The 26,235-nt window shown below is 68.5% G+C and carries 23 protein-coding genes; 14 read left to right on the top strand and 9 right to left on the bottom strand.

The window, feature by feature from the left end; genetic code table 11:
* Positions 1–15: 15 nt before the first annotated feature.
* The 3 genes from IEY84_RS12450 to IEY84_RS12440 are packed head-to-tail and all read left to right on the top strand — an operon-like array spanning position 16 to position 3,140.
* A complete protein-coding gene (locus IEY84_RS12450) occupies positions 16–1,392 on the top strand; it encodes a class-II fumarase/aspartase family protein (RefSeq protein ID WP_183547737.1) in 1,377 nt (458 codons plus the stop codon).
* 35 nt (positions 1,393–1,427) lie between these two features.
* Positions 1,428–2,060 carry a DUF2461 domain-containing protein gene (locus tag IEY84_RS12445; RefSeq protein ID WP_183547734.1) on the top strand — a complete coding sequence of 211 codons (633 nt, stop codon included), beginning with the start codon at positions 1,428–1,430 and terminating at the stop codon, positions 2,058–2,060.
* 42 nt (positions 2,061–2,102) lie between these two features.
* A complete protein-coding gene (locus IEY84_RS12440; protein WP_183547732.1) occupies positions 2,103–3,140 on the top strand; it encodes a calcium-binding protein in 1,038 nt (345 codons plus the stop codon).
* 83 nt (positions 3,141–3,223) lie between these two features.
* Here IEY84_RS12440 and IEY84_RS12435 read toward each other — a convergent pair whose 3' ends face one another.
* Positions 3,224–3,676, bottom strand: coding sequence for a nuclear transport factor 2 family protein (locus IEY84_RS12435; protein WP_183547729.1), 453 nt, complete (start codon positions 3,674–3,676; stop codon positions 3,224–3,226).
* Positions 3,677–3,875: 199 nt separating this feature from the next.
* Here IEY84_RS12435 and IEY84_RS12430 point away from each other — a divergent pair, with 199 nt between their 5' ends.
* Together IEY84_RS12430 and IEY84_RS12425 are read left to right on the top strand one after the other, a co-directional pair.
* Entirely contained in the window at positions 3,876–5,729 is a 1,854-nt protein-coding gene (locus IEY84_RS12430) for an acyl-CoA dehydrogenase (RefSeq protein WP_183547726.1), read from the top strand.
* Positions 5,730–5,883: 154 nt separating this feature from the next.
* Positions 5,884–6,249, top strand: a complete 366-nt coding sequence (locus IEY84_RS12425) for a hypothetical protein (RefSeq protein WP_183547723.1) — start codon at positions 5,884–5,886, stop codon at positions 6,247–6,249.
* Here the strand turns inward: IEY84_RS12425 and IEY84_RS12420 are convergent.
* Positions 6,228–7,172, bottom strand: coding sequence for an ArgP/LysG family DNA-binding transcriptional regulator (locus IEY84_RS12420; RefSeq protein ID WP_183547720.1), 945 nt, complete (start codon positions 7,170–7,172; stop codon positions 6,228–6,230). The two genes, IEY84_RS12425 and IEY84_RS12420, sit on opposite strands and share 22 nt — an antisense overlap.
* Before the next feature lie 74 nt (positions 7,173–7,246).
* On the opposite strand from IEY84_RS12420, the gene IEY84_RS12415 reads away from it, so the two are divergent.
* From IEY84_RS12415 to IEY84_RS12405, 3 genes are all read left to right on the top strand, one after another.
* Positions 7,247–7,855, top strand: coding sequence for a LysE/ArgO family amino acid transporter (locus IEY84_RS12415; protein ID WP_183547717.1), 609 nt, complete (start codon positions 7,247–7,249; stop codon positions 7,853–7,855).
* A 100-nt stretch (positions 7,856–7,955) separates the two neighbouring features.
* Positions 7,956–8,897, top strand: a complete 942-nt coding sequence (locus tag IEY84_RS12410) for an oxidoreductase (RefSeq protein ID WP_183547713.1) — start codon at positions 7,956–7,958, stop codon at positions 8,895–8,897.
* Positions 8,898–8,966: 69 nt separating this feature from the next.
* Positions 8,967–9,821, top strand: a complete 855-nt coding sequence (locus IEY84_RS12405; RefSeq protein ID WP_183547710.1) for a hypothetical protein — start codon at positions 8,967–8,969, stop codon at positions 9,819–9,821.
* Here IEY84_RS12405 and IEY84_RS12400 read toward each other — a convergent pair.
* Positions 9,803–10,594: a crotonase/enoyl-CoA hydratase family protein gene (locus IEY84_RS12400; protein WP_183547707.1), complete on the bottom strand. Its 792-nt coding sequence runs from the start codon at positions 10,592–10,594 to the stop codon at positions 9,803–9,805. The genes IEY84_RS12405 and IEY84_RS12400 overlap by 19 nt on opposite strands.
* A gap of 38 nt (positions 10,595–10,632) precedes the next feature.
* On the opposite strand from IEY84_RS12400, the gene pgm reads away from it, so the two are divergent.
* Entirely contained in the window at positions 10,633–12,282 is a 1,650-nt protein-coding gene (gene pgm, locus IEY84_RS12395) for a phosphoglucomutase (alpha-D-glucose-1,6-bisphosphate-dependent) (protein WP_183547704.1), read from the top strand.
* Between the two features lie 112 nt (positions 12,283–12,394).
* On the opposite strand, the gene IEY84_RS12390 is transcribed toward pgm, so the two are convergent.
* Positions 12,395–12,859, bottom strand: a complete 465-nt coding sequence (locus IEY84_RS12390) for a carboxymuconolactone decarboxylase family protein (protein ID WP_229788616.1) — start codon at positions 12,857–12,859, stop codon at positions 12,395–12,397.
* 138 nt (positions 12,860–12,997) lie between these two features.
* Between IEY84_RS12390 and IEY84_RS12385 the strand changes: the two genes are divergently transcribed.
* Positions 12,998–13,894 carry a sigma-70 family RNA polymerase sigma factor gene (locus tag IEY84_RS12385; protein ID WP_221209009.1) on the top strand — a complete coding sequence of 299 codons (897 nt, stop codon included), beginning with the start codon at positions 12,998–13,000 and terminating at the stop codon, positions 13,892–13,894.
* Positions 13,895–14,016: 122 nt separating this feature from the next.
* Positions 14,017–17,106, top strand: coding sequence for a M4 family metallopeptidase (locus IEY84_RS12380; protein ID WP_183547698.1), 3,090 nt, complete (start codon positions 14,017–14,019; stop codon positions 17,104–17,106).
* A gap of 65 nt (positions 17,107–17,171) precedes the next feature.
* Here the strand turns inward: IEY84_RS12380 and IEY84_RS12375 are convergent, their stop codons facing one another.
* A complete protein-coding gene (locus IEY84_RS12375) occupies positions 17,172–17,435 on the bottom strand; it encodes a WhiB family transcriptional regulator (RefSeq protein WP_292649912.1) in 264 nt (87 codons plus the stop codon).
* Positions 17,436–17,642: 207 nt separating this feature from the next.
* Between IEY84_RS12375 and IEY84_RS12370 the strand changes: the two genes are divergently transcribed.
* Positions 17,643–20,714 (top strand): M4 family metallopeptidase, encoded by a 3,072-nt coding sequence (locus tag IEY84_RS12370; RefSeq protein ID WP_183547692.1) that lies wholly within the window; start codon positions 17,643–17,645, stop codon positions 20,712–20,714.
* Positions 20,715–20,800: 86 nt separating this feature from the next.
* The gene (locus IEY84_RS12365) at positions 20,801–21,514 is read left to right on the top strand and encodes a Type 1 glutamine amidotransferase-like domain-containing protein (RefSeq protein WP_183547689.1); all 714 of its coding nucleotides are present in this window, start codon (positions 20,801–20,803) and stop codon (positions 21,512–21,514) included.
* Here IEY84_RS12365 and IEY84_RS12360 read toward each other — a convergent pair.
* The gene (locus IEY84_RS12360; RefSeq protein WP_183547686.1) at positions 21,511–22,074 is read right to left on the bottom strand and encodes a RipA family octameric membrane protein; all 564 of its coding nucleotides are present in this window, start codon (positions 22,072–22,074) and stop codon (positions 21,511–21,513) included. The two genes, IEY84_RS12365 and IEY84_RS12360, sit on opposite strands and share 4 nt — an antisense overlap.
* 60 nt (positions 22,075–22,134) lie before the next feature.
* Entirely contained in the window at positions 22,135–22,698 is a 564-nt protein-coding gene (locus tag IEY84_RS12355; protein WP_183547683.1) for a TetR family transcriptional regulator, read from the bottom strand.
* 78 nt (positions 22,699–22,776) lie between these two features.
* On the opposite strand from IEY84_RS12355, the gene IEY84_RS12350 reads away from it, so the two are divergent.
* On the top strand, positions 22,777–23,670 hold the full coding sequence (locus IEY84_RS12350; protein WP_183547679.1) for an SDR family oxidoreductase: 894 nt from the start codon (positions 22,777–22,779) through the stop codon (positions 23,668–23,670).
* 75 nt (positions 23,671–23,745) lie between these two features.
* Here IEY84_RS12350 and IEY84_RS12345 read toward each other — a convergent pair whose 3' ends face one another.
* Together IEY84_RS12345 and IEY84_RS12340 are read right to left on the bottom strand one after the other, a co-directional pair.
* The gene (locus tag IEY84_RS12345) at positions 23,746–24,996 is read right to left on the bottom strand and encodes a fatty acid desaturase family protein (protein WP_183547676.1); all 1,251 of its coding nucleotides are present in this window, start codon (positions 24,994–24,996) and stop codon (positions 23,746–23,748) included.
* Between the two features lie 25 nt (positions 24,997–25,021).
* A complete protein-coding gene (locus IEY84_RS12340; protein ID WP_183547672.1) occupies positions 25,022–26,173 on the bottom strand; it encodes a ferredoxin reductase in 1,152 nt (383 codons plus the stop codon).
* Positions 26,174–26,235: the final 62 nt, after the last annotated feature.

Genomic DNA, 26,235 nt, shown 5'->3' with positions numbered 1-26,235 from the left:
AAAGGATCACCCGACATGCCCGCGGGCTCGACCAGCCGATTCACCGACGGACGAGTCCCCGACCACGGCATCGGAGACCTGTTCACCTACGAGGCGCGCCTGCAGGCACGGCTCGACGTCGAGGCAGCGCTGGCCGAGGCCGAAGCGGCCGTGAAGGTGATCCCGGCGGAGGCCGGCGAGGCGATCGCCGAGGCCGCCGACCTGGACAAGCTCGACCTGGACCGCATCGAGAAGGCCACCGCCGAGCACAGCCACCCGCTGACGCCGCTGGTCGAGGAGCTCTGCCGGGTCGTCGGCAAGAAGCACGGCGGCTGGGTCCACTGGGGCGCCACCACGCAGAACATCACCCAGACCGCCGACCTGATCCTGCTGCGCCAGGCGCACGACAAGATCCTCGACCTGCTCGGCGACCTGCTCCGCTCGCTGTCGAAGGTCGCCGAGGCCGGTGCCGAGGTGCCGATGCCGGGACGTACGCACTCCCAGCACGCGGTCCCGATCACCTTCGGCTTCAAGGTCGCCATCTGGATCGACGAGGTCGCGGCCCACGTCGACCGGCTCCGCTCGGTCGAGGACCGGGTCTTCCGTCTTCTGATGGGCGGGGCGGCGGGCACGATGGCCTCCTTCGGGTCCCATGCCCGGGCGATCGAGACGGAGACGGCGTCCCGGCTCGACATGGGCTCGATGCCGGTCCCCTCGCGGGCGATCAACGACGGCATGGTCGAGTGGGTCTCCATCCTCGGTCTGCTCGGCGGCACCGCCGGGAAGATCGGCAAGGACGTCTACTCGATGATGCAGCCCGAGTTCGGTGAGGCCTTCGAGCCGATCCCCGAAGGCACCATCGGCTCCTCGACGATGCCCCACAAGCGCAACCCGCAGCTGACGTTGGACGTCATCACCGCCGCCACCCAGCTGCGCGGGCTCGTCGCCCCGGCGATGGAGTCGATGCTCCACGACCACGAGGCCAACGGCGCGATGACCGGCATCCTGGAGGACGCGGTCGCGCAGGCGTCGCGCTTGGCCGGGGACGTGCTCGCCAGGCTCGTGGTCATCTTCACCGGGCTGACCTTCGACGAGGACCGGATGCGCGCCAACCTCCGGCTCTCCGGCGGGCTGATCGGGTCCGAGTCGCTGATGCTCGAGCTCGGTGAGCGCATCGGCCGCCAGGTCGCCCACGACGTCGTCTTCGAGCTCGCCCAGCGCTCCGCGGTCGACGACATCGACTTCGCCTCGCTCCTCGCCGACTCCCCCGAGGTCTCGACCCACTTCAGCCGCGACGAGATCGACGGACTGCTCGACCCTGCTCGCCACCTCGGCGAGTCCGCCAACATCGCCCGCGCCATGGCCGAGCACGCCCGCCGGGTCGCGGACAGCATCCAGATCCCCTCCGCGTGATCCTCTTGTTGTGCCGGCATCGTTAGGCTGCGTACGTGGTATTTGAAGGTTTCCCCGTCGCTGCGCTCGACTTCTACGACGACCTCGAGGTCGACAACACCAAGTCGTTCTGGGAAGCCCACAAGCACATCTACAAGGAGTCGGTGCACGCGCCGATGAAGGCGCTCACCGACGAGCTCGCCGAGGAGTTCGGCACGGCCAAGATCTTCCGGCCCTACCGCGACGTACGTTTCTCGAAGGACAAGCTGCCCTACAAGACCCACCAGGGCGCCTTCGTGGCGGTGGCGCCTCAGACGGGCTACTACGTCGAGGTCTCGCCGCGCGGCATCCGGACCGGCGGCGGCTGCTACTGGTTCGAGCCGCCCCGGCTGGCCGCCTTCCGCGATGCGATCGTCCACGACCACTACGGCGCAGACCTGGAGAAACGTCTCGCGGTCGCGGAGAAGAAGGGCTACGAGGTCACCGGCGACCGCCTCAAGACCGCGCCCCGTGGCTTCGACAAGGAGCACCCCAAGATCGAGCTCCTCCGCTACAAGTCGATCCACCTCGGCCGCACCATCGGCTTCGAGCCGATCATCCACACCCCCGACCTCGTCGGCGAGGTGAAGAAGGACTGGCGGGCTATACGTCCGCTGGTCGAGTGGATCGCCGAGCACGCCGTAGCCTGATACCTGATGCGCTGCCGCGGGATACCCACTACGGTGTGCGCCGTGCGTACCTCTCTTTCCCTCGCCGGGGCAGCCTCGCTCCTGATCCTCCCTGGCTTCATGCTGCTCACCAGCTCGAGCAGCGTAGCCGCGACCAGCTGCATCAGCAGGGCCGTGACCGTCGACCTGAACCATGGTGAGAAGCGGACGGATCCGGCGATCCGCGACGTCATCCTCGGTACGCCCGGCGCCGACTCGATCGTTGCCGACTCCAACGACGTCGTCTGCGGCGGCTCGGGAGACGACCGGATCCGCGGCGGAAGTCGCGTGCTCGCCGGCCCAGGGAACGACGAGATCCGGGGCAGCATCTGGGCCAACGGAGAATCAGGCAACGACAGGCTCTACGGAACCTCCGGCAACGACGAACTCACCGGCGGCACTGGTGCCGACACCATCTATGGCGGCGTCGGGAGCGACACGATCGCTGGGCACTACATCTCCGGCACATTCGACTCCACCGCGGGAACCGACAGCGGTGATGCCCTCTACGGCGGCAGCGGCCGGGACTTCCTCCACGGCCAAGGAGGCAACGACCGCCTCTACGGCGAGGACGGCTCGGACGCGCTGAGCGGTGGAGGCGGCAACGACAGGATGTGGGGCGCAGCAGGGAACGACGATCTCGCCGGCGGCATCGGGGACGACCAGATCTACGCCGGAGACGGCGCCGACGTAGTGGTCGGCGGCAGCAGCTCCGACCTCATCTACGGCAACGCCGGGCGGGACAGCCTCCACGGCATGTCCGGGAACGACCGGATCTATGGTGGTTCCGGTAGCGACTGGCTCAAGGGCTTCAGCGGCGCCGACTACTTGGCCGGCGGCACGGACGTCGACTCGCTCGTCGGCGGAGACGGCCGTGACCGACTTCTCGGTGGCGGCGGGAACGACCGGCTCAACGGCGGCCCGCTCGCCGATGTCGTGCGAGGCGAGTCCGGCGCGGATCAGTGCGCCTCCGAGCCTGGCGCCGGTGCGACGTACTCCTGCCTGGCCACACGCCACCTGCCGACCGGACCGCCCTCCGGGGGTACCTACTGGACCCCCTGACCAGGACCAGTGCGAGATAGTCCGGGACGTGTCCGCCCGTTACCAGTCGGTAGACGGACAAGAACGTCCCGGACTATCCGGCGTCAGGGCTTGGTGAAGCTCGCCATCGTGCGCTCGGGCTCCCAGAAGGCCTTCATCGAGGCGATCCGGCCCTCGTCGTTGACGGTGTAGACCATGATCAGGTCGGTGGTGGTGTAGCTGCCGTCGGGGAAGCTGGTCTTGATCTTGCCGATGTTGGCGCAGGTGTTGCCGCCGGGGTTGGCGAAGGAGTCGTTGATCTCGAACTCGAACTTGTCGACCGAGGCGATCGCCTTCTCCCAGAACGCCTTGAGGCCCTCGTGGCCGTGGTGGCCCTTGCCCTCGGGGTCGAACATCGACGGGCCGACGGGGTCCTCGAGCACGCAGTCCTCGGCGTAGATCGTGAGCCACTCGTCGAGGTCGCCCTTGGCGACCGCCGAGTAGGAGCGTTGCCCGGCCGTACGTGCGGGGTGTTCCTCGTTGGGGGCGTTCCAGGTGATGGCGTCGGAGGAGATCATGCGGCAGATCGTACGCCGAAACTGAAACGTGTTCTACCAACAGATTGCCGGCGAATGTGAGCAAGGCCCCTACTCGTGAGTAGACCTGGGCTTGCCACCCCTTGAGGGCGAGCCTATTCTTAATGTTACCCGCCAGTAGTTCGTGCCGACCGGCGCTCCCGCAACTGGTAAATCCGACAAAGGTTATGAAGGTGGATCAGTGAGCCACTACAAGAGCAATCTCCGCGACATCGAGTTCAACCTGTTCGAGGTCTTCGGCACGGACAAGGTCCTCGGCACCGGTCCGTTCGCGGACCTGGACGTCGACACCGCGAAGGAGATCCTCGCCGAGGTCGAGCGTCTCTCGCGCGAGGACCTCGCCGAGTCGTTCGTCGAGGCCGACCGCAACCCGCCTGTCTTCGACCCCACGACCAACACCGCGCCGGTCCCGGCCGCGTTCAAGAAGTCGTACGACGCGTGGATGGAGTCGGGCTTCTGGAGCCTGCAGACTCCCGAGGAGATCGGTGGCCAGAAGGCCCCGAACTCGCTGATCTGGGCGACCGCCGAGATGCTGCTGGGCGCCAACCCGGCGATCTGGATGTACGGCGCCGGCCCGTTCTTCTCGAAGGTCGTCTACGAGAACGGCAACGACCGCGACAAGCGCATCGCCGAGATCATGGTCGAGCGGCAGTGGGGTTCCACGATGGTGCTGACCGAGCCCGACGCGGGCTCGGACGTCGGCGCCGGCAAGAGCGTCGCCACCGCCAACGAGGACGGCTCCTGGGACATCACCGGCGTCAAGCGCTTCATCACCAGCGCCGAGTCGGACCTGCAGGAGAACATCATGCACCTCGTCCTCGCGCGCCCGAAGGGCGTCGAGGGCGTCGGCGGCCCGGGCACCAAGGGCCTCTCCCTCTTCCTCGTGCCGAAGTACCACTTCGACCACGAGACCGGTGAGCTCACCGGCGAGCGCAACGGCGTGTACGTCACCAACGTCGAGCACAAGATGGGCATCAAGGTGTCCAACACCTGCGAGCTCACCTTCGGCGACCCGCAGGTCGGCGGCGGCGAGGCCGCCAAGGGCTGGCTGCTCGGCGAGGTGCACGACGGCATCCGCCAGATGTTCGACGTCATCGAGAACGCTCGGATGATGGTCGGCACCAAGGCGATCGCGACCCTGTCGACCGGCTACCTGAACGCGCTGGAGTACGCCAAGACCCGCGTCCAGGGCGCCGACCTCGTCGCCGCCGCGAAGACGGACCCGCGCGTCACGATCACCCACCACCCGGACGTACGCCGCTCGCTGCTGGTGCAGAAGTCGTTCGCCGAGGGCATGCGCGCGCTGATCTACTACACGACCTCGTGGCAGGAGAAGGTCGTCCTCACCGAGGACGGCTCCGACGAGAACAAGCTGGCCGCCGCGGTCAACGACCTGCTGCTGCCGATCGTCAAGGGCTACGGCTCCGAGCGCGCCTGGGTGCTGCTCGGCACCGAGTCGCTGCAGACCTTCGGCGGGTCGGGCTTCCTGCAGGAGTACCCGATCGAGCAGTACGTCCGCGACGCCAAGATCGACTCGATCTACGAGGGCACCACCGCGATCCAGGGCCAGGACTTCTTCTTCCGCAAGATCGTGAAGAACCAGGGTGCTGCGCTCGGCCAGGTCGCGGGCGAGATCCAGGCCTTCCTCGACAACGAGGGCTCCGCCGAGCTCAAGGAGTCGCGTGCCCTGCTCGCCACCGCGCTCGAGGACGTCAACGCGATGGTCGGGCACATGTTCAACGACCTGATGGCCTCCCAGGAGGAGATCACCAACATCTACAAGGTCGCCCAGAACACCTCGCGCCTGCTGCTCGCCGTCGGCGACGTCGTGGTCGCGTGGCTGCTGCTGCGCCAGGCCGAGATCGCCCTCGCCGCCCTCGCGGGTGAGCCGGGCAAGGACAAGGACTTCTACACCGGCAAGGTGGCCGCCGCGAAGTTCTTCGCCTCCTACAACCTGCCGAAGCTGACCGCTGAGCGGGCCATCGCCGAGGCGATCGACAACTCGATCATGGACCTGCCGGAGTCGGCCTTCTGAGGCTGATCCCCGCGTACGTCACGGCCCGCCCGGTTCACCCGGGCGGGCCGTGATGCGTCTCAGACCGAGACCAGGTCGTTGATGCGGGGGACGGTATTGGCGGCTGAAGCGGCTGGGTAGCGTGGCGCGCCACCCCCAACCTCTGGAGCTCTTCATGACCATCGGCCTAGGGATCATCCTGCTGGTCCTCGGACTCATCCTGCTCACGGGCGCCGTGGACCTGCCCGACGACGTCGCCAACGCGATCGCCAGCGAGCCGCTCGGCTGGATCTTCGTGATCGCCGGCGGCCTCGCGATCGGGATCGGCGTCCTGCTGTCGGTGAACCGGTCCCAGCACACGACCGCCGTGGAACACCGTCAGTACGACCCCGGCCCCTACGGTGGCGGACCTCAGGGGTCCTACCCTCCTGGTCCTCCGGCGCCGCCCCAGGGCCACTACCCACCGGCGGGTCAGCCGTCGCAGGGGAGCCCCCACCCTGGTCAGCAGTACGGCGGGAGCTACCCCGGCGGCCGCGGCTGATCGGTTCGCTGGCCGGCTCGCTGGCCACGCGGGCGGCGTAGCTGCGCCCGGGCAGCGCGGCGTACGGCCTCGCTCAGGTCGTCCAGGGCGACCGAGTCGAGGCGCCAGCGCTGCCAGAAGAGCTCGATGTCGATCGGCTTCGCGCCGGGAAGCGGGATCGTCGTACCGCTCTCGAGGTCGGCCGCCGCCTGGGCGTCGAGGAGCATCCCCCAGCCGAGGCCGCGGCGGATGGCCTCGTGGAAGTCGTGGCTGCTCGGGACCCGGTGGACGACCGGCGGCCGGGTCGCGCCGTGTGCCGCCAGCACCTCGTCCTGGAGATGGTCCTTCTCGTTGAAGACGATCATCGGCATCGAGCCCCAATCGATGCCTCTCCCCCTGCGATGACGCTCGATCAGCGCCGGCGCGGCGCCGGGGGTGTAGCGGAGGCGCCCGAGGGGCTCGACCGTGCAGCCCTGGACCGGCTTCGGCTCACTGGTGACCGCGGCGAGCACCTCACCACGACGCAGCGCGTCGGCGGAGTAGCCCTGGTCCTCCACCGTGATCCGCAGCGCCGTACGGTCCCAGGTCGCGACCTCGTCGAGCACCGGCCGGAACCAGGTGGCGAGAGTGTCCGCGTTGACCACGACCGAGAGGTCGACGACGGCGCCGTCGCTGCTGTCGCCGCCGGCGTTCAGGCTCGCCGCCGCCTCGGCGAGCAGCAGACGGAGCTGTCGGCCCTGCCTGATCAGGGGCTCGCCTGCTTCGGTGGGCGTGCACGGTGTCGTACGCCGCACCAGCACCTGGCCGGCGGCTCGCTCGAGCGCGCGGATCCGCTGGCTGACGGCGCTCGGCGTGATGTGCAGACGTCGGGCCGCGGCGTCGAAGGTGCCTTCCTCGGCGATGACGACGAGGGTCTCGAGCTGAGTCGGGTCGAGCGAGGGCATGCCTTAAGTGTGGCTTGTCTTCGGTAAGATTCTTTCGCTGGTCTGCAGATCTGTGCGGCCTTAGCGTCACCGTCGTGATCACCGCCATCCTCGCCGGCCTTCTCACCGGACTCAGCCTGATCGTCGCCATCGGGTCACAGAACGCGTACGTCTTGCGGCAGGGCATCCTCCGCTCGCATGTGCTGGTCGTGGTGAGCGTGTGCGCGATCTCCGACCTCGTCCTGATCTGTGCGGGGGTCGGCGGGATGGGCGCGGTCGTCTCGCACGCCGGGTGGGCGCTGGAGATGCTGCGTTGGTTCGGGGTCGCGTTCCTCGGCTGGTACGGCATCAGCTCGTTCCGCCGGGCGCTGCGGCCCACCGCCCTGGATGCCGCGGACGCACCTCGCGAGACGCTCCCCCGCGTGATCGCCAAGGCCGCCGCCTTCACCTGGCTCAACCCGCATGTTTACATCGACACACTTGTGCTCCACGGGTCGATCGCGGCGACGTACGGCTCGGCCCGCTGGGGATTCGCGATCGGCGGGTGCGTTGCCAGCATCGTCTGGTTCGCCGGGCTCGGGTACGGCGCCCGGTTCCTGCGACCGCTGCTCGCCAGCCGGCGGGCGTGGCAGGTGCTGGACACACTCATCGGGTGCACGATGATCGCGATCGCCGCCGGGCTCGCACTGGGTGGGCTGGGCTGACCGGGCTGGGCTGACCGGGATGGGCTGACCGGGATGGGCTGACCGGGCGGGCCGGGATCAAATGCGTCCGTTGTGTTGACCGGCCGCCTAGTGTGGCCGCATGGCGTGGACGACCTCCGACATTCCCGACCTGACCGGCAAGAACGCCGTGGTGACCGGACCGACGCTGGGCGGGATCGGGTACTACGTCGCGCGTGGCCTCGTGGCGGCAGGAGCGCGGGTGATCCTCGCGGGACGGTCCTGGGAGAAGCTCGACGCGGCCGCGGCAGCCTTGGACGAGGAGGTCCCGGGCGCCAGGCTCGACCGGGTCGCGCTCGACCTCTCCTCTCTCCAGGCCGTGCGCGCGGGAGCCGAGGCGATCGCGGCGGCGACCTTCGAGGGCGGCGGTCCGCTCCATCTGCTGGTCAACAACGCCGGGGTGATGGCGACACCGCAGTCGCGGACCGTGGACGACCTCGACCTGCAGATGGCTACCAACCACTTCGGACCATTCCTGCTGACCGGACTGCTGCTCGAGCCGCTGGCCGAGAGCGGTGAGGGGCGGATCGTGACCATGTCGAGCGTGGCGCACAAGGTCGCCCGCAAGGCGCCGCTCGGCTTCCCGACGGCGCAGGTCGGGCGCTATTCGCCGTGGGGCGTCTACTCGCAGTCAAAGCTCGCCAACCTGCTCTTCACCTTCGAGCTCCAGCGGCGCCTGGAGAAGGCGGGGCTGCCGGTCGCGGCGTACGCCGCCCACCCGGGGCTCGCCGCGACCCACCTCATGGCGAACGGCGCCTCCCGGACCATGATCGCGCCGATCGCCAGCATCGGCGAGGCGGCCGTCCGGGCGATGGCACAGACTCCGGAGGCCGGCGCCTGGCCGGCGCTGATGGCGGCGACCTACCCGGGGCTCGAGCCCGCGACGTACATCGGACCGAGCGGCGCCTTCGAGGGTGGTGGCCCGCCGAAGCCGGTCTCCGCATCCCGTCTCGCGCGCGACCCGGAGGCTGCGCGGGCGCTGTGGGAGCTCTCCGAGCAGACCACCGGCGTCGCCTACCCCTGACCAAAGTCTGATCCCGGTCGCTACCTGTGGCCGATGCCGCCGTGGCGCCCCGGCTTCTAGATTCGAAGGGTGAGCAAGAAGGTCCAGATCTGGTCGCGGACGATCTCCGGGCAGACCCACCACCTCGAGGTGACCGGGGACATCATCCGTACGTTCGTGTGGACCGTCGACGACGAAGAGGTCCTCACCCGGAAGACCGCCGACGACCGGGCACGGCTGGAGAGCAAGGAGCACGGGAGCCTGCTCGTGATCCACTCCGGGCTCGGTACGCCGCGGCGAGCGACGTACTTCACGCCTGACGAGGGCCTGGCCGGGATGACCGGCGTCGGCGGCGTCGATCTCACTCCGGAACCGGGGTCGCGGGCCGCTGCGTACGAACGTCGGGTGATCGAGCATCCCAAGCGCTACGCGCTCATCGAGACCCTCGGCGGTGTCGGCGGCGTGATCGCGGGCATCGTCGGCGCCATGGTCGTCGCCTGGATCGTCTCCCGGATCTCGCTCCCGGACATCGACCTCCCGCTCCCGAACCTGCCGGACCTCCCCGACCTGCCCCTCCCCGACCTCCCCAGCATCCCGTGGCCGTCGATCCCGTGGCCGGACCTTCCGGACGTACAGGTCCCCGAGTGGGTCAAGTGGGTCGCCAACCACCTGAAGTACATCTGGCCCGTCGTCCTAGCCTTCGTCCTGGCCCAGGGCGAGATCAAGCGCCGCCGCAAGCACGCCGAGGCGTCACGTACGTCGGCCGAAGCGTCACGTACGTCGGCCGAGAAGGCAGCGGATGACGCCTCGACCGACGCAAGTGACGTCTCGACCGACCGGGGTGACGTCTCGACCGACCGGGGTGACGCCTCGACCGACCGGGGTGACGCCTCGACCGACGCGGGTGACGTCTCGGCTGAGGAGGGTCAGCGGCGGGGCTTGTAGGTCGGCTTCTCGCGCTTGAAGGCGGCCTCACGGGCGATCTTGGTGTTCTCGCCGAAGAGGAGGCGGACCTGCTCGATGCGCTCGCGGGAGAAGGTGCGCTTGATGGGGCCGTACCAGGTGTCGTTGAAGAGGCGCTTGGCGGCGGCGAGCTGGTCGGGGGAACGCTCGGAGAGCTTGCGGGCGAAGGCGGTCGCGGTGGCCACCGGGTCGGCGGAGAGCTCGGTGACCAGGCCCAGCTCGTAGGCGCGCTCGCCGGAGAACTGCTCGGCGGTCATGGTCAGCTTCTTGGCGGTGTCGATGCCGACGACCTCGGAGAGCGACCGGATGCCGGTCATGTCGGGGATGATGCCCCACTTGCCCTCGAGGACCGACCACTGCGAGTCGGGCTCGGCGATGCGGAAGTCCGCGCCGAGTGCGATCTGTACGCCGCCACCGAGGCAGTGGCCGTGGACCGCCGCGATCACCGGGACCGGCAGCCGGCGCCAGGCCCACACCGACTCCTGGAACAGGTTGGTGCCGCGGAAGGGCACCGGCAGGAGCGCACCGACGACCTTCTTCGGGTCGCGCAGGACCGAGGCGAAGTCGAGGCCGGCGGTGAACGCGTCCCCCTCACCGGCGATGACCACGGCGCGCAGGTCGTGGTTCTTGCCGAGCTCCTTGGCGGTGTCGACCAGCTCCCGGAGCAGCTCGAGCGTCAGCGCGTTGAGCTTGTCAGGGCGGTTGAGGCGCACCTGGGCGATGCCGTCGTTGATTTCGGTGGTGACGAGGGGCATGGGGAGAACATTACGGGGCAGTAGGCATGATGGGGCACATGGCTGACCCACGCGCTGGAACGCTCGCTACGCCCGCCGACCTGGTCGACGTACCTCACCTGGTCGCCTCCTACTACAACCTGCAGCCGGACCCGGACGATCCGGCCCAGCAGGTCGTCTTCGGCACCTCGGGGCATCGCGGGTCCTCGCTCAAGTCAGCCTTCAACGAGACGCACATCCTGGCCACGACCCAGGCGATCGTCGACTACCGCGCCTCGCAGGGGATCGACGGGCCGCTGTTCATCGGCCGCGACACCCACGGCCTCTCCGAGCCCGCATGGGCGAGCGCGCTCGAGGTGCTGGCCGCCAACGACGTACGCGTCCTGGTCGACGACCGTGACGGCTACACGCCGACGCCGGCGATCTCGCACGCCATCCTCCGCGCCAACGCCGGGCGGCTGTCCGGCGCCGGCCTCGCCGACGGGATCGTCGTGACCCCGTCCCACAACCCGCCCTCCGACGGCGGCTTCAAGTACAACCCGCCCCACGGTGGCCCCGCGGACTCCGACGCCACCAAGGTCATCGCCGCCCGCGCCAACGAGCTGATCCGCGCCGGACTCTCCGGCGTCAAGCGGGTGCCGTTCGCTGCCGCGCGACGGAAGGCCGAGACATACGACTTCCTGGGCACCTATGTCGACGACCTGCCCAACGTGGTCGATCTGGCCGCCATCCGTGAGTCTGGCGTGCGGATCGCGGCGGATCCGCTCGGGGGCGCCTCGGTCGCCTACTGGGGCGAGATCGCCGAACGGCACAAGCTCAAGCTCAACGTGGTCAACGAACTGGTCGACCCGACCTGGCGCTTCATGCCGCTGGACTGGGACGGCAAGATCCGGATGGACTGCTCCTCCCCCAGCGCGATGGCCGAGCTGGTGCGCTTCCTGGACAACAATCCGGAGTTCGACATCGCCACCGGCAACGACGCCGACTCCGACCGGCACGGGATCGTCACCCGCGACGCCGGGCTGATGAACCCGAACCACTTCCTCGCGGTCGCGATCGACCACCTCTTCGGCGGCGCGCGTCCGGACTGGCCGGCGACGGCGCGGATCGGCAAGACCCTGGTCTCGTCATCGATGATCGACCGGGTCGCCGGCGCGCTCGACAAGCCGCTGGTCGAGGTGCCGGTCGGGTTCAAGTGGTTCGTACCGGGGCTGATCGACGGCTCGTTCGGCTTCGGCGGCGAGGAGTCCGCGGGCGCCTCGTTCCTGCGCTTCGACGGCACCGTGTGGACCACCGACAAGGACGGCATCATCCTGGCCCTGCTCGCCTCCGAGATCCTGGCGCGCACCGGGAAGTCGCCGTCGGAGCGCTACGCGGAGCTGGTCGCAGCCCACGGCGAGCCGGCGTACGCCCGTATCGACGCGCCCGCGACGCGGGAGGAGAAGGCGAAGCTGGCAGCCCTCTCCCCCGACGCCGTCACTGCGACGACCCTGGCCGGCGAGGAGATCACCGCCAAGCTCACCGAGGCACCCGGCAACGGAGCGGCCATCGGTGGCCTCAAGGTGACCACCGAGTCGGCCTGGTTCGCCGCCCGGCCGTCGGGGACCGAGGACGTCTACAAGATCTACGCCGAGTCCTTCCGCGGCCCCGACCACCGGGCGAAGGTCCAGGAGGAGGCCAAGGCGGTCGTCTCCGCCGCCCTGACCTGACCATCCCGCCGAGACGTCGATTTCTGACGCCGAAGAGTCGATTTCTGACGCCGAATGGACCACTCGCCGCCAGAAATCGACCTCTCGCGATCAGAAACTGACTTCTCGGCGGTCAGCGGAGCCAGAAGGGATTCTCGGCGTCTTCTCTCACCGTCACGTTGACTCGGTTGAAGAGGTTGTGGGTGGCGATGCAGAGGACCAGGGCGGCGGTCTGCTTCTCGTCGTAGTGCTTGGTGACCTCGCGCCAGAGCTCGTCGGGCACCGCATCCTCGGAGTCGGCGAGGCGGGTGAGGGCATCGGCGAGGGCGAGTGCTGCCTTCTCGGCGTCGTCGAAGAAGGGCGACTCACGGAAGGCGGCCAGACCGACGACCTTCTCGATCGGGATGCCGACGTCGGCGAGACGTACGGCGTGGCCCTGGAGGCAGGCCGCGCAGCCGTTGAGCTGGCTCACCCGGATGGCGACGAGCTCGGTCGTGGACTCGGGGAGGCCGCCCTCGGCGACGGCGGCCAGGAGGTTGCCGATGCCCTTGAATGCCTGCGGGATGACTTCTGCGGGGTTCTTCATTCGGTTGCTCATGCCATCTCGTCCCGCGGGGCCGGACAGATGTGACAGGTCGGCGAAAGAAAAGATTCTTTCGCCGGATCGGTCACATCTGGTCTGCTTCACGTGTCGGGCCTGTGGAGACCACCGACCCAGGGACCCGGAGGACGGATGATGCAGCAGGAATGGCTGGCCGAGCGGTTCGAGGACGAGCGGCGACAGCTGTTCGGGGTGGCCTACCGGATGCTCGGGTCGACCACGGAGGCCGAGGACGCCGTCCAGGAGTCCTGGGTGCGGCTGAGCCGGAGCGACACGGACGCCATCGACAACATCGGTGCGTGGCTGACGACGGTGGTGGCTCGGGTCTCGCTCAACATGCTGCGCTCGCGCAAGACCCGCGGCGAGGTGTCCCTGGATGCCGGACCGTTCGGGGCGGCGCTGCCGGACCCTGTGGTCGTCCTCGACGACGGCGCGACCCAGGACCCGGCCGAGCGGGCGATGCTCGCCGACTCGGTCAGCATGGCGCTCCTGGTCGTGCTCGACCAGCTCTCCCCGGACGAGCGGCTGGCCTTCGTACTCCACGATCTCTTCGCCGTGCCCTTCGACGAGATCGCGACGATGCTCGACCGTTCCTCGGACTCGACCCGGCAGCTCGCGAGCAGAGCGAGACGCCGAGTCCGAGGCGGTACGCCGCAGCGCGAGGTGGCCGCACAGCGCGAGTTCGTCGACGCCTTCTTCGCCGCCGCCCAAGACGGCGACCTGGACCGGCTCATCGGTGCCCTCCACCCCGAGGTCGTCCTACGAGCCGACCTCGGTCAGGGGATCACCACCTACCGCGGCGCAGCGAAGGTCGCCGGCAACGCGGTCATGTACGCCCACGCCGACCGGGTCACCCATCCGGCCCTCGTCAACGGCGCCGCCGGCGTCGCGGTCACCTTCCACGGCAAGCTCTTCAGCGTCATGGCCTTCACCGTGGTCGACGGCCGGATCACCGAGATCGAGGCGTACGCAGCCCCGACCCAGGTCGCGAAGCTCGCCGAGACCCTGGGGCTCGAGTCGGCCCACAGTTAGTTGGACTCAAGATTTAACGTTTACGTCTTGTTACGCGCGTTTGGAACTTTTCGTGACCCATATCTCCTTACGATGCGGACGGGCCGTGACCTGACGCGGCGCAATCCCGAGAGGAGCAACCCGTGAAGCTCGGAAAGCAAGGAATCACCCTTGCGCTCATCGCGGCGGGTCTGGTGGCCACACCGGTCGCCGCGATCGCCGCAGAGCCGGATGTCAGCGACATCAACCAGCTCAAGGCCGATGCCGACAAGACGGTCGTGCTGAAGAAGGAGGGGGCGACCGGCCAGATCGGCTTCGCAGCCACCAAGGGCGACCTGATGCCCGGTGTCGCGGCCGACAGCAGGTCGGAGGCCGCCACGAAGGCACGCAAGTACCTCGACAAGTACGCCTCGGTCTTCGGCGCCGAGCCTGCCCAGCTCGACCAGTCCAAGGTCAGCACCACCCCTGCCGGTTGGACGGTCGAGTTCGAGCAGGTCTACAAGGATGTGCCGGTCTTCGGCGGTGTCCTGAAGGCCCACGTCGACAAGAAGGGCGACCTGACCTCGGTCAACGGATTCGCCGCCCCTGACCTCGACCTCAGCACCACACCCAGGTGGTCGGAGGAGAAGGCCGGCGCCAAGGCGCTCGAGCTGGTGAAGGCGAAACCCGCCGAGGGCCACCCCGATTCCAAGGTCGACACGTCGGGCGTCAAGGTGATGAAGTCCGACCTCAACGTCTACCGCATGGGCGCCGCCCAGGGCGTGAGCGGCAAGAGCCTGCTCGCCTGGGTCATCGAGGTCTCCAACAAGTCCACCGTGCGCGAGACCCTGGTGATCGACGCCAGCAGCGGCAAGCCGGTCAACCGCTACTCGATGATCCATGCGTCCCATGACCGTGAGCTGATCGAGAAGCACAACACCCCGGAGACGACCGACGACGCAACCGTCTGGACAGAGAACGACGCCTTCCCAGGCACCCTCGACCAGGACCAGGCCAACGAGGTCGCCACCACCGGCGAGTCCTACTGGCTCTTCAAGAACGCCTTCGGCCGTGACTCCTACGACGGCTCCGGCGCGAAGATGGTCACGGTCAACAACGACCCCTCGATCTCGTGCCCCAACGCGAACTGGAACGGCGAGACCACCAACTACTGCTCCGGGGTCACCTCCGACGACGTCGTGGCCCACGAGTGGGGCCACGCCTACACCGAACACACCTCCGGCCTGATCTACCAGTGGCAACCGGGCGCGCTCAACGAGGCGTACTCCGACATGTGGGGCAACACCCTCGACATCATCAACACCCGCGAGAACACCACCGACGACGTGGCTCGTACGGCGGGGACGTGCTCGACGTCCACGCGCAGCGCGATCTCGTTGACCATCAACACGCCGGCCGACGTGGCTGGCGACTGTCCGGCCGCGGCCGCCAACTTCGGGCCGGTCTACCCGCGTTCGGGTGTCACCAGCGACATCGTGGTCGGCCTCGACGCCGCCAACAGCAGCGGTCCGACGACCACCGACGGTTGCTCCCCGCTGGAGAACGCCGCCGAGGTCAACGGGAAGTTCGTGCTCGTCGACCGCGGCACCTGCGCCTTCACTCAGAAGGTCACGAACGCGAAGAACGCCGGCGCCAAGGGCGTCGTGATCGCGTTCCTGCAGGGCCAGCCGCTCGGCACCATCTCCGGCAACTCTGACATCTACGGAGCGACCACCGACTACGCCACCGGCCAGAAGATCAAGAACGCCACCGGCACGGTCAACATCACCATCAAAGACGCCTCGTCCGAGACCAAGGACGAGTCCGTACGCTGGCTGATGGGTGAGGACTCGCCCGCCTTCGGCGGCGCGATCCGCGACATGTGGAACCCGAACTGCTACGGCGACCCGGGCAAGGTTTCCGACGAGGAGTACCACTGCGACGGTGCGACCGACTCCGGTGGCGTCCACGTCAACTCCGGCGTCGTCAATCACCACTACGCCCTGCTCGTCGACGGCGGCACCTCGAACGAGGTCGACGTCGAGAGCATCGGCCTGGACAAGGCGGCCAACCTGATCTGGCACGCCCAGACCAACTACCTGACGCCGACCTCGGGCTTCCCCGAGTACGCCCAGGCGATGGTCTCCTCGTGCGCCGACCTGACCGGGGCCACCAACCTCAAGAAGCTGACCCTGGGCACCTCGACCCCGCAGACCGGCGGCGGCGAGACCCCGGGTGGCGCGGCCGAGGCTCCGGCGCTCGAGCCGATCACGGCTGCCGACTGCGCGGCGGTCGCGGCGGCCAACGCGGCCACCGAGCTCGCCGAGGAGCCGGTCCAGTGCAACTTCGGTCCGCTGCTGGACCAGGACACCCCGGCCGTCTGCGGCGAGGGCACCAACGAGGTCAGCACCTACACCGAGGACTTCGAGGACGGCCTGACCGGCTGGACCCAGGACGCCGAGGCACTCGTCCCCGGCAACGACTACCCCTGGGAGGCCGGATCGAACGTCGAGGGCAACGACAGCGGTCTTGCGTTCGCGCCTGACCCCAACGAGGGTGCCTGCGGGTCCGCGACCGGTGACATCACCAGCCGAAACGGCCTCATCAGCCCGGCGCTCACGATCCCGGAAGGCCTCTCGCCCCGGCTGACCTTCGATCACTCGGTCCTCACCGAGTGGAACTATGACGGCGGGAATCTCAAGGTCTCGGTCAACGGCGGCGAGTTCGCGCCCGTCGACCAGGCCGCGTACGCCTTCAACGCACCAGGCGGGACGATGGATCCCGAGAGCGGGTTCATGGCGAGCGAGGCGGCCTGGACCGGGTCTGACGGCAACGCCTTCACCGGCGAGTGGGGCACCAGCATCGTGAAGCTGGACTCCGTCGCCGCCGCCGGGGACTCGGTGCGGTTCCGTTTCGACTTCGGTCGTGACGGCTGCGGCGGGGCCCGGGGTTGGGCCATCGACAACGTCTCGGTGAGCTACTGCACCGAGAAGGCCGTCCCGGAGATCTCCGCCGAGTCGCCGAAGAAGGGCAAGGTCGAGATCACCGTCGACGGCGAGCGCGCCACCGGCGAGGTCGTCGTCACCGAGAACGGCATCCGGGTCGGCCGGTTCAAGCTGAAGAAGGACGAGACGGCGACCTTCCGGGCACTTCCGGGCACGCACACCTATCAGGTGGCCTACTCCGGTGACCGGAGCAACGAGGCGGTCACCGAGACGGTGACGGTCGACGTCAAGAACAAGAACAAGAACTAGAGCACCAGCCGTTTCACCCTCGGGAGCCCCGCCGGACCAAGTCCGGCGGGGCTCTTGCTTGCCTGCTAGGCCGCCTGGCGGCGGGGCCGGCCGCGGCCGCGCTTGTGGGTGACGACCTGGCCGCGCTCGACGATCTCGCCGCCCCAGACGCCCCAGGGCTCCGATCGGGCCAGTGCACCGGAGAGGCACTCGCGCATCACCGGGCAGTCGAGGCAGCGGTCTTTGGCCACCTCGAGGGCGGCGGGGGACTCTGAGAACCACAACGCAGAGTCGTCTCCGTGGCACGGCAGGCCGGCGGCGTACAGAGGCGGGATGATCTCCAAGGGCACCACTCGAGAATCTGCGCCTGAGGTAGGCCCGCGCATCGGGAAACTACCTTAGATCGCCCCTGAGGTCCTTGCTGAGCAGTGCGCCGGCCGTCCAGCTCGAATCGTTTTGGACTCGTGATATGCGTTTGCGCATCCGTGTGAGGCAAATCTCTCTACGATGCGAAAGCGCCGCGACCTGACGCGGCGTAATCCCGAGAGGAGCAACCCGTGAAGCTCGGAATGCAGGGAATCACCCTTGCACTCGTCGCGGCAGGCATGGTGGCCACACCGATCGCCGCCGTCGCCGCACAGCCGGATCCAAGTGCCATCGACCAGCTCAGGGCCGATGCCGACAAGACGGTCACACTCGAGAAGGAGGGTGCCACCGGCCAGATCGGCTTCGTGTCCACCAAGGGTGACCTGATGCCAGAGGTCGCCGCCGACAGCAAGTCGAAGGCGGCCGAGAAGGCCCGCAAGTACCTCGACAAGTACGCCCCGGTCTTCGGGGCAGAGGCCGACCAGCTCGACCAGTCGAAGGTCACCACGAACCCCGCCGGCTGGACCGTCGAGTTCAAGCAGGAGTACGAGGGTGTGCCGGTCTTCGCCGGCGTCCTGAAGGCCCACGTGGACAAGGCCGGTGACCTGACCTCGGTCAACGGCTTCGCCGCCCCCGATCTCGACCTCAGCACGACCCCGAAGTGGTCGAAGGAGAAGGCGAGCGCCAAGGCGCTCGAGCTCGTGAAGGCGAAGCCCGCCGACGCGCACGCCGACAGCCAGGTCAGCACGTTGGGCGTCGAGGTGGCCAAGGCCGATCTCAACGTCTACCGCATGGGCGCCGCCCAGGGCGTGAGCGGCAAGAGCCTGCTCGCCTGGGTCATCGAGGTCTCCAACAAGTCCACCGTGCGTGAGACGGTTGTGCTCGACGCGGCCAACGGCAAGCCGGTCAACCGCTACTCGATGATCCACTCGGCCAACGAGCGCGAGCTGATCGAGAAGCACAACACCCCCGACACCTCCGACGACGCGACCGTCTGGAACGAGAACGACGCTTTCCCCGGCACGCTCGATCAGGACCAGGCCAACGAGGTCGCCACCACCGGCGAGTCCTACTGGCTCTACAAGAACACCTTCGGCCGTGACTCGTACGACGGCTCCGGCGCGAAGATGGTCACGGTCAACAACGACCCGGCGATCTCGTGCCCGAACGCCAACTGGAACGGCGCGACCACCAACTACTGCTCCGGGGTCACCTCCGACGACGTGGTGGCGCACGAGTGGGGTCACGCCTACACCGAGCACACCTCCGGCCTGATCTACCAGTGGCAGTCGGGCGCGCTCAACGAGGCGTACTCCGACATGTGGGGCAACGCCGTCGACATCATCAACACCCGCGAGAACACCACCGACGACGTACGCCGCACCGACGACGCCTGCTCGACCTCCTCGCCCGCGCGGGTGAAGTTCGAGATCACCGCGCCGGAGGACATCGCGGGCCTCTGCCAGGTGGCGTCGGCTTCCTGGACCGCGCCCGACGCGTTCGCCTCGCCGGTGACCGCGAACATCGTGGTCGCCCGTGACGCCGCCGACACGGCGGGTCCGTCCGAGACCGACGGCTGCACCGCCTACTCCAACGCTGCCGACGTGGCCGGCAAGTGGGCCTATGTCGACCGGGGCACCTGCTCCTTCCAGATCAAGGCGGACAACGCGGTCGCGGCTGGTGCCGCCGGCCTCGTGGTCGGGACCAACACAGCTGCGGCGCCCGGCTCGATGAGCGGCACCTCGACGATCCCCGGCGTCATGATCGACAAGGCGCACGCGGACAAGGTGCGTACGGCCGGTTCGGCGACCGCGACGATCTCGCAGACCACCAACACCGCCGAGTCCGAGCGCTGGCTCGTGGGTGAGGATTCCACCGCCTTCGGCGGCGCGATCCGCGACATGTGGAACCCGACCTGCTACGGCGACCCGGGCAAGGTGTCGGACCAGGAATACCACTGCGACACCTCGGACTCGGGCGGCGTGCACTCCAACTCGGGTGTCATCAACCACCACTTCGCCCTGCTCGTGGACGGCGGCGCCTACAACGACGTCACCGTGCCCAGCATCGGCCTGGACAAGGCAGCCAACCTGATCTGGCACACCCAGACCAACTACCTGACGCCGACCTCGGGCTTCCCCGAGTACGCCCAGGCGATGGTCACCTCGTGCGCCGACCTGACCGGTGCCACCAACCTCAAGAAGCTCACCCTCGGCACCTCGACCCCGCAGACCGGCGGCGGCGAAACCCCGGGTGGCGAGGCCACGGCGCCGGCGCTCGAGCCGATCACGGCTGCTGACTGTGCTGCTGTTGCCGCGGCCAACACGGCCACCGAGCTCGCCGACGAGCCCGTCCAGTGCAACTTCGGTCCGCTGCTCGACCAGGACACCCCCGCCGTCTGCGGCGAGGGCACCAACGAGGTCTCCACCTACACCGAGACCTTCGAGGACGGCCTCACCGGCTGGACCCAGGACGCCGAGGCGTGGAACGGCACCGACGCCTTCCCGTGGGAGGCCCGTTCCGACATCGAAGGCAACGAGACCGGAGTCGCCTGGGGCCCTGACCCCGCCGACCTCGGTTCCTGTGGTGGTCCGAACGACCCCGACGACCTGACCTCGCGCAACGGCCTGGTCTCCCCGGAGATCACCGTGCCCGCAGGCCAGACTCCGCGCCTCACCTTCGACCACTCGGTACGCACCGAGGCCGGCTGGGACGGCGGCAACGTCAAGGTGTCGGTCAACGGCGGCGACTTCGCGCTCGTCGACCAGGCTGCGTACCTCTTCAACGCACCCGGCGGCACGCTCGGTGCGGGCAGCGGCTACATGGAGGGCCAGCCGGCCTGGACCGGCACCGACGGCGGCGAGTTCACCGGCGAGTGGGGCACCACCATCGTCGACCTGGACGCGATCGCCGACGCCGGCGACACCGTGAAGTTCCGCTTCGACATGGGTCGTGACGGCTGCAACGGTGTCGAGGGCTGGGCCATCGACAACGTCTCGGTGAGCTACTGCACCGAGAAGGCAGTCCCGGAGATCTCCGCCGAGTCGCCGAAGAAGGGCAAGGTCGAGATCACCGTCGACGGCGAGCGCGCCGGCGGCGAGATCGTCGTCAGCGAGAACGGCAAGCGCGTCGGTCGCTTCACCTTGAAGGACGAGGAAGCGATCTTCCGGGCGAACCGAGGCACGCACACCTACGAGGTGACCTACTCCGGTGACCGGAGGAACGAGGCGATCACCAAGACGGTGACCGTCACGGTCAAGTAGTCAGGGTCGACCGACCAACAGTCACACCCTCAGGAGCCCCGCCGGAACCAGTCCGGCGGGGCTCTCTGTGTCCCTACACTCAGCCCATGCGCGGAACGATCCTGACCCTGGGCGGTGGCGGCTTCTCGATGCCGGAGGTGCACGGGCGGGACTTCTCCCCGCTCGACTCGGAGCTGACCCGGATGAGCGGGAAGGAGCGGCCCCGGGTCTGCTTCGTCGCGACCGCGAGCGGGGACGCGGACAGCTATCACGACAAGTTCCTCGCCGCGTACGCCGACCGTGCCGAGGCGAAGGTGCTGTCCCTGTTCAACAAGGCCCCCGAGGGGTACGAGCTCCCGATCAACGGGCTCGAGCAGCTGCTCGACCAGGACATCGTCTACGTCGGCGGCGGGTCGACGGCCAACCTGCTCGCGGTGTGGCGGCTGCACGGCCTGCCCGCCCTGCTGGAGAAAGCGGCCGCAGGCGGCACGATCCTGGCGGGGATCTCGGCCGGGGCCAACTGCTGGTACGAGGCCTCCTCGACCGACTCGTTCGGCCCCACCGCCCCGCTCCCCGACGGACTGGGCTTCCTCCCCGGCTCGTTCTGCCCGCACTATCTCGGCGAGGAGGACCGGCGCGAGACGTACGTTCGGTTCGTCGGCTCCGGAGCACTGCCCGCGGGCTACGCGGCTGATGACGGCGTCGCCCTGCTGTGGCGCGACGGGGAGCTGGTCGAGGCGATCAGCGAGCGGCCCGACGGAGTCGCCTACGCCGTCGGGCAAGACGGGGAGGCCACGCTGGACGTGCGGGTGCTCGACTAAGGCAGGTAGAGAAGGGCGTACGTCGCGACGTGGCAGAAGCCGAAGAGCGCCGGCGCCCACACCTCGACGTTGCTCATCGGCAGGTAGCGCGAGCTGTCACGACCGAGGCCGACCGCCGACCACTCCGCGACACCCGGCGCCGCGGGGAGCTGCTTCTCCAGGTGGGAGATGACGGCGTACTTCCCGCTCGCCATCTGCCGGTAGGAGCGGATGATCCAGAACCAGCCGAGGCAGGTGCCGAGGGCGGCGACCAGGGCGACGGTGAAGAGCCACGGCCGCTCCGGGGCGCTGGCCAGGAGCGCCGTCCCGGCGACCAGCAGCCCGACGTTGAGGATCAGGAGGAACGCGCTGGTGAGCGTACGCCGCACGCTGAGCCGCTCCGCCTCGGCGACATAGAGCTTGTATTGCTCGAAGAGCACCGCCCGGTCGCCGCTGGAGAGCACGTCGGGAGGCAGCACCCACAGACCGTCGGCGAGCGCCGAGGCGTTCGGCTGGTTGGCGGTCACATAGCTGCGTACTGCGGTCTGCGACCCGGTGCCGGGAATCAACTCGTTCTCCATAGTGGCTAGTTGTCTACCGGTCACCGCCGACGATGTCCATACGAGATTCGTCACCGTGACTCAGTAGAGATCGCGCAGAGCGGCAGCGGCTTCGTCGACGCACTCCGGAAGTCCGAGGTCGGTGTCGCCCGATACCCACCGGGTGAAAGCCGTCTGGAACACCGCAGCCGCACTGTGGGCAGCCAGGCCGGCGGTCGGCTCACCGACACCGCGCTCGACGAGCGCGGCCTGCGCAGCGGCCGTCATCGTCGCCATCTTGAGCAGCTCGCGCTCCCGCAGCGCTGGTGTCGCCTCGACGATCCGGACACGGTCCGCAGCCTGCTCCCGGGTCCGTACCGCGACCAGCTCGACCGCCGCCTGGCGTACGCCGGCGATGACCATCTGCAACGGGGATGCATCCTCGTCGGCGGCCGCGACCCCCTTGGCGACCATCTCATCGAGCGAGCCCGGGCCGGAGAAGAGCACCTCTCGCTTGTCGGCGAAGTGTCGGAAGAAGGTGCGCTCGGTGACGCCCGCGCGGGCCGCGATGTCGCCCGCGGTCGTCTTGTCGAAGCCCTGCTCCCCGAACAGCTCGATGGCAGCGTCCAGCATCCGACCTCGCGCGTCCGGCTCCCAACGACCCATGCGCCCATCGTACGCAATGACAGTCTCTGACATCACGTGCTACCGTCGATGTCAGTCACTGACATCGGAGGATTCATCATGAAGGTTTTCGTCACCGGAGCATCCGGCTGGATCGGCTCGGCGGTCACCGACGAGCTACTCGCCCACGGCTACGCCGTCACGGGGCTGGCCCGCTCCGACGCGAGCGCTGCCGCGCTGGAGGCCAAGGGCGTGACCGCCCACCGCGGCTCGCTCGACGACCCCGCTTCGCTCGCCGCCGCTGCTGAGGCGGCAGACGCCGTCATCCACCTGGCGTTCAACCACGACTTCGACAACTACGACGCCGCCGGGCGTACCGAGCGCACCGTCGTGAGCGCCATGCTCGAGGCCCTCGAGGGCAGCGACAAGCGGTTCCTCTTCGCCAGTGGCGCCGCGGGAGCCGCCACCGGCCGACCCGCGACGGAGGACGATCCCAGCCCGTTCCACGGACCCGACTCGATGCGGGGCGGCAGCGAGAACCTCGCGCTCGGCTATGCCGACAAGGGCGTACACCCCGTGGCGCTCCGCTTCCCGATCGTGCACGGCCGCGACGGCGACCCCGGTTTCGTCGCCTACCTGGCCCAGATCGCCAGGAAGCAGGGAGTGTCTGGCTACATCGGCGACGGCAGCAGCCGCTGGGCCACCGTCGACCGCCGCGACGCCGCGCGCGCCGTGCGCCTCGCCCTGGAGAAGGCGCCGGCCGGGTTCCGTGCGCACCCGGTCGCCGAGGAGGGCATCCCGACCCGCGAGCTCGCCGAGGCCCTCGGCAAGCGCCTGGACCTGCCCGTGCGGTCGATCAGCCCGGAGGACGCGCCAGCCCACTTCGGCTGGATGGCGATGATGTTCAGCCTCGACGGCGCGACCTCCTCCGAGATCACCCGGAAGACGCTGGGTTGGGAGCCGACAGGCCCGACCCTGTTGGACGACATCGCCGCTGGTGCGTACGACGCCTGAAAAGCAGATACGACGGGACGTTCTTGTCGGTCTACCCGCAGGTAACCGACGAGAACGTCCCGTCGTATCGAGGCGTCAGACAGCCTTGCCGACGGAGGCGGCGCCGGCCGCCTCGAACTCCTTCAGGAGGCGGCGGCGGGTGCGGGTGTCGCCGCGGACCGCCTTGATCAGCTTGCCGAACTGCTTGGGCGCGTTGCGGACGTTGGTCGACTCCAGGAAGCCGTTGGGCAGCGAGAGGCGCAGGACCTTGTGCCAGGCCGAAGCGACCTGCTGCGGCATCGGCGCGGAGTGGTAGTTCAGGCCGTACTTGTCGAACAGCGCGCGGACCTTGGGAGCGATCTCGGCGTAACGGTTCGAGGGCAGGTCCGGGAAAATGTGGTGCTCGATCTGGTGGGAGAGGTTCCCCGACATCAGGTGCAGGAACTTCGAGCCGGAGATGTTGGCCGAGCCGAGCATCTGGCGGACGTACCACTCGCCACGCGTCTCGTTCTCGGGGATGTCCTTGAGCTCGAAGGTCTCCACGCCCTCGGGGAAGTGACCGCACATGATCACCGAGTGGGTCCAGACGTTGCGTACGAAGTTGGCGGTCAGGTTGGCCACCAGCGTCGTCGGGCCGGAGAGCGTCGCCATCGACAGCAGCGGGTGCGCGACGTAGTCCTTGAACGCCTGGCGACGGATCTTCTTGACCGTGTTGCGCGCCATCTCGTGCCAGCCCTCGGGCATGTCACGGCCGCTCTTCTTGAGGCGTCGCATCTTGCCGAGCTCGAGGTCGTAGGCCGCGATCCCGTACTCGAAGATGCACATGTTGAGGAAGTTCATCAGCGGCTGCGCGAGCGAAGCCGGCGTCCAGCGCTGCTCCTCGTCGACGCGCATGATGCCCCAACCGAGGTCGTTGTCCTTGCCGACGATGTTGGTGTAGGTGTGGTGCAGCTCGTTGTGGGAGTGCTTCCAGCCCTCGCTCGTCGAGGCGTTGTCCCACTCCCACACGGAGGAGTGGATCTTCGGGTCACGCATCCAGTCCCACTGGCCGTGCATGATGTTGTGGCCGATCTCCATGTTGTCCAGGATCTTGGCGATCGAGAGACCGACGGTGCCGACGACGAACGCCGGCGGGAAGATGCTGCCCAGCAGGATCGCGCGGGAGCCGAGCTCCAGGGAGCGCTGGACCTTGATGACCTTGTGGATGTACGCCGCATCGCGCTCACCACGGGTGTCGAGGACGTCTTGACGGATGGCGTCGAGCTCGCGGCCGAGCTGCTCGACGTCCTCACGGCTGAGGTGGGCGATCGGGCCGGTGTAAGCGGGGGCCTCGGGTGCGATGGTCATGTTCTGTCTCGCTCTCTCGTGGAGGTCAGTGGTCGATGACGCACTCGCCGGCGGCGGCGGAGATGCAGGTCTGGATGGGGATGCCCTCGGGCCCGGTCTCACCGGGTCGGGCGACGGTGAGCTCACCGTTGCGGAGGTCGCGGACGGCGCCCTCCTTCATCGGAAGCACACAGCCGAAGCAGATGCCCATACGGCATCCGCTCGGCATCAGGACGCCGGCCTCTTCGGCGGCGTCGAGGATCGGCTTGTCTCCGGCGGCCTCGACGGTCTTGCCCTTGAACGCGACGGTGCCGCCCTCGCTGGTGACGACGGTGGCCAGGCGGAACTGCTCCGTCTGGAGCGGGAGGCCCTCGGTGTCGTACCAGGCCTGCAGGGTCTCGAGGAGACCGGCGGGGCCGCAGGCGTACGCCCTGCGCTCCTTCAGGTCGGGGACGAGCTCGGTGAGAGCGTCGACGTCAAGGCGACCCTCGGAGCCGGTGTAGCGGGTGACGAGGCGGATCGCGCCGGCCTCGTCGAGGGACTCGAGGTTGCGGATGAAGATCGAGTCGGGGCGGCTCGGAGCGACGTGCACGACGGTGACGTCGAGACGCTGGTGCTCGACGACGCCCTCGTCGGTGACCGGGAAGAGGTTGCGCAGCATGCCGATGACCGGCGTCACGCCGGAGCCGGCGGTGACCATCAGGAACTTGTGGCCGCGCAGGTCGCTGGGCAGGACGAACTCGCCGGCCGCCTGCTCGAGGTGCACGATCTTGCCCGGGTGCAGGCGACGCACCAGGTGGCTGGAGACCTTGCCGTCGGGGACGGCCTTGACGGTGATCGAGATGAGGCCGTCCTTGCGAGGGCCGTGGGTCAGCGAGTAGGCCCGCCAGTGGCGTACGCCGTCGACCTCGACGCCCACGCGGACGTACTGGCCGGGCGTGTGACCCTCCCAGTCGGCGCCGGGCTTGATCTCGATGGTGGCCGCGTCGGCGGTCTCCGGAGTGACCTTGACGATGCGTCCGCGCAGGTCAGCACCGGGACGGAGCGGGTTGAAGAGGTCGAGGTAGTCGGCCGGGGCCAGGGGGGTGGCGATCGTCTCAGCGAGCTCCCACGCCTTGCGCGAGAACCGCTCCCGCAGCCCGGGGCGCCTGGCCTTGCTCGGCGTGAGCAAGGCGGTGGATGTGGAGATCTCAGCCATGTATCCATGGTGCTACTTAAACGAGGTAAACTCCTGTGTTAGCGACGTGAATCTGATAGGCG

It is taken from the genome of Nocardioides albus (assembly GCF_014648255.1).
Lineage (GTDB): Bacteria > Actinomycetota > Actinomycetes > Propionibacteriales > Nocardioidaceae > Nocardioides > Nocardioides albus.
This window is presented reverse-complemented; position numbering and strand designations above follow the sequence as displayed.

Excerpts from the sequence above, each read along its gene's own strand:
- IEY84_RS12450 (WP_183547737.1), top strand. The coding sequence starts at position 16 with ATGCCCGCGGGCTCGACCAGCCGATTCACCGACGGACGAGTCCCCGAC.
- IEY84_RS12435 (WP_183547729.1), bottom strand. The coding sequence starts at position 3,676 with ATGATCTCCTCCGACGCCATCACCTGGAACGCCCCCAACGAGGAACAC.
- IEY84_RS12425 (WP_183547723.1), top strand. The coding sequence starts at position 5,884 with ATGACCATCGGCCTAGGGATCATCCTGCTGGTCCTCGGACTCATCCTG.
- IEY84_RS12420 (WP_183547720.1), bottom strand. The coding sequence starts at position 7,172 with ATGCCCTCGCTCGACCCGACTCAGCTCGAGACCCTCGTCGTCATCGCC.
- IEY84_RS12410 (WP_183547713.1), top strand. The coding sequence starts at position 7,956 with ATGGCGTGGACGACCTCCGACATTCCCGACCTGACCGGCAAGAACGCC.
- IEY84_RS12400 (WP_183547707.1), bottom strand. The coding sequence starts at position 10,594 with ATGCCCCTCGTCACCACCGAAATCAACGACGGCATCGCCCAGGTGCGC.
- pgm (WP_183547704.1), top strand. The coding sequence starts at position 10,633 with ATGGCTGACCCACGCGCTGGAACGCTCGCTACGCCCGCCGACCTGGTC.
- IEY84_RS12390 (WP_229788616.1), bottom strand. The coding sequence starts at position 12,859 with ATGAGCAACCGAATGAAGAACCCCGCAGAAGTCATCCCGCAGGCATTC.
- IEY84_RS12385 (WP_221209009.1), top strand. The coding sequence starts at position 12,998 with ATGCAGCAGGAATGGCTGGCCGAGCGGTTCGAGGACGAGCGGCGACAG.
- IEY84_RS12365 (WP_183547689.1), top strand. The coding sequence starts at position 20,801 with ATGCGCGGAACGATCCTGACCCTGGGCGGTGGCGGCTTCTCGATGCCG.
- IEY84_RS12360 (WP_183547686.1), bottom strand. The coding sequence starts at position 22,074 with ATGGAGAACGAGTTGATTCCCGGCACCGGGTCGCAGACCGCAGTACGC.
- IEY84_RS12355 (WP_183547683.1), bottom strand. The coding sequence starts at position 22,698 with ATGGGTCGTTGGGAGCCGGACGCGCGAGGTCGGATGCTGGACGCTGCC.
- IEY84_RS12350 (WP_183547679.1), top strand. The coding sequence starts at position 22,777 with ATGAAGGTTTTCGTCACCGGAGCATCCGGCTGGATCGGCTCGGCGGTC.
- IEY84_RS12345 (WP_183547676.1), bottom strand. The coding sequence starts at position 24,996 with ATGACCATCGCACCCGAGGCCCCCGCTTACACCGGCCCGATCGCCCAC.
- IEY84_RS12340 (WP_183547672.1), bottom strand. The coding sequence starts at position 26,173 with ATGGCTGAGATCTCCACATCCACCGCCTTGCTCACGCCGAGCAAGGCC.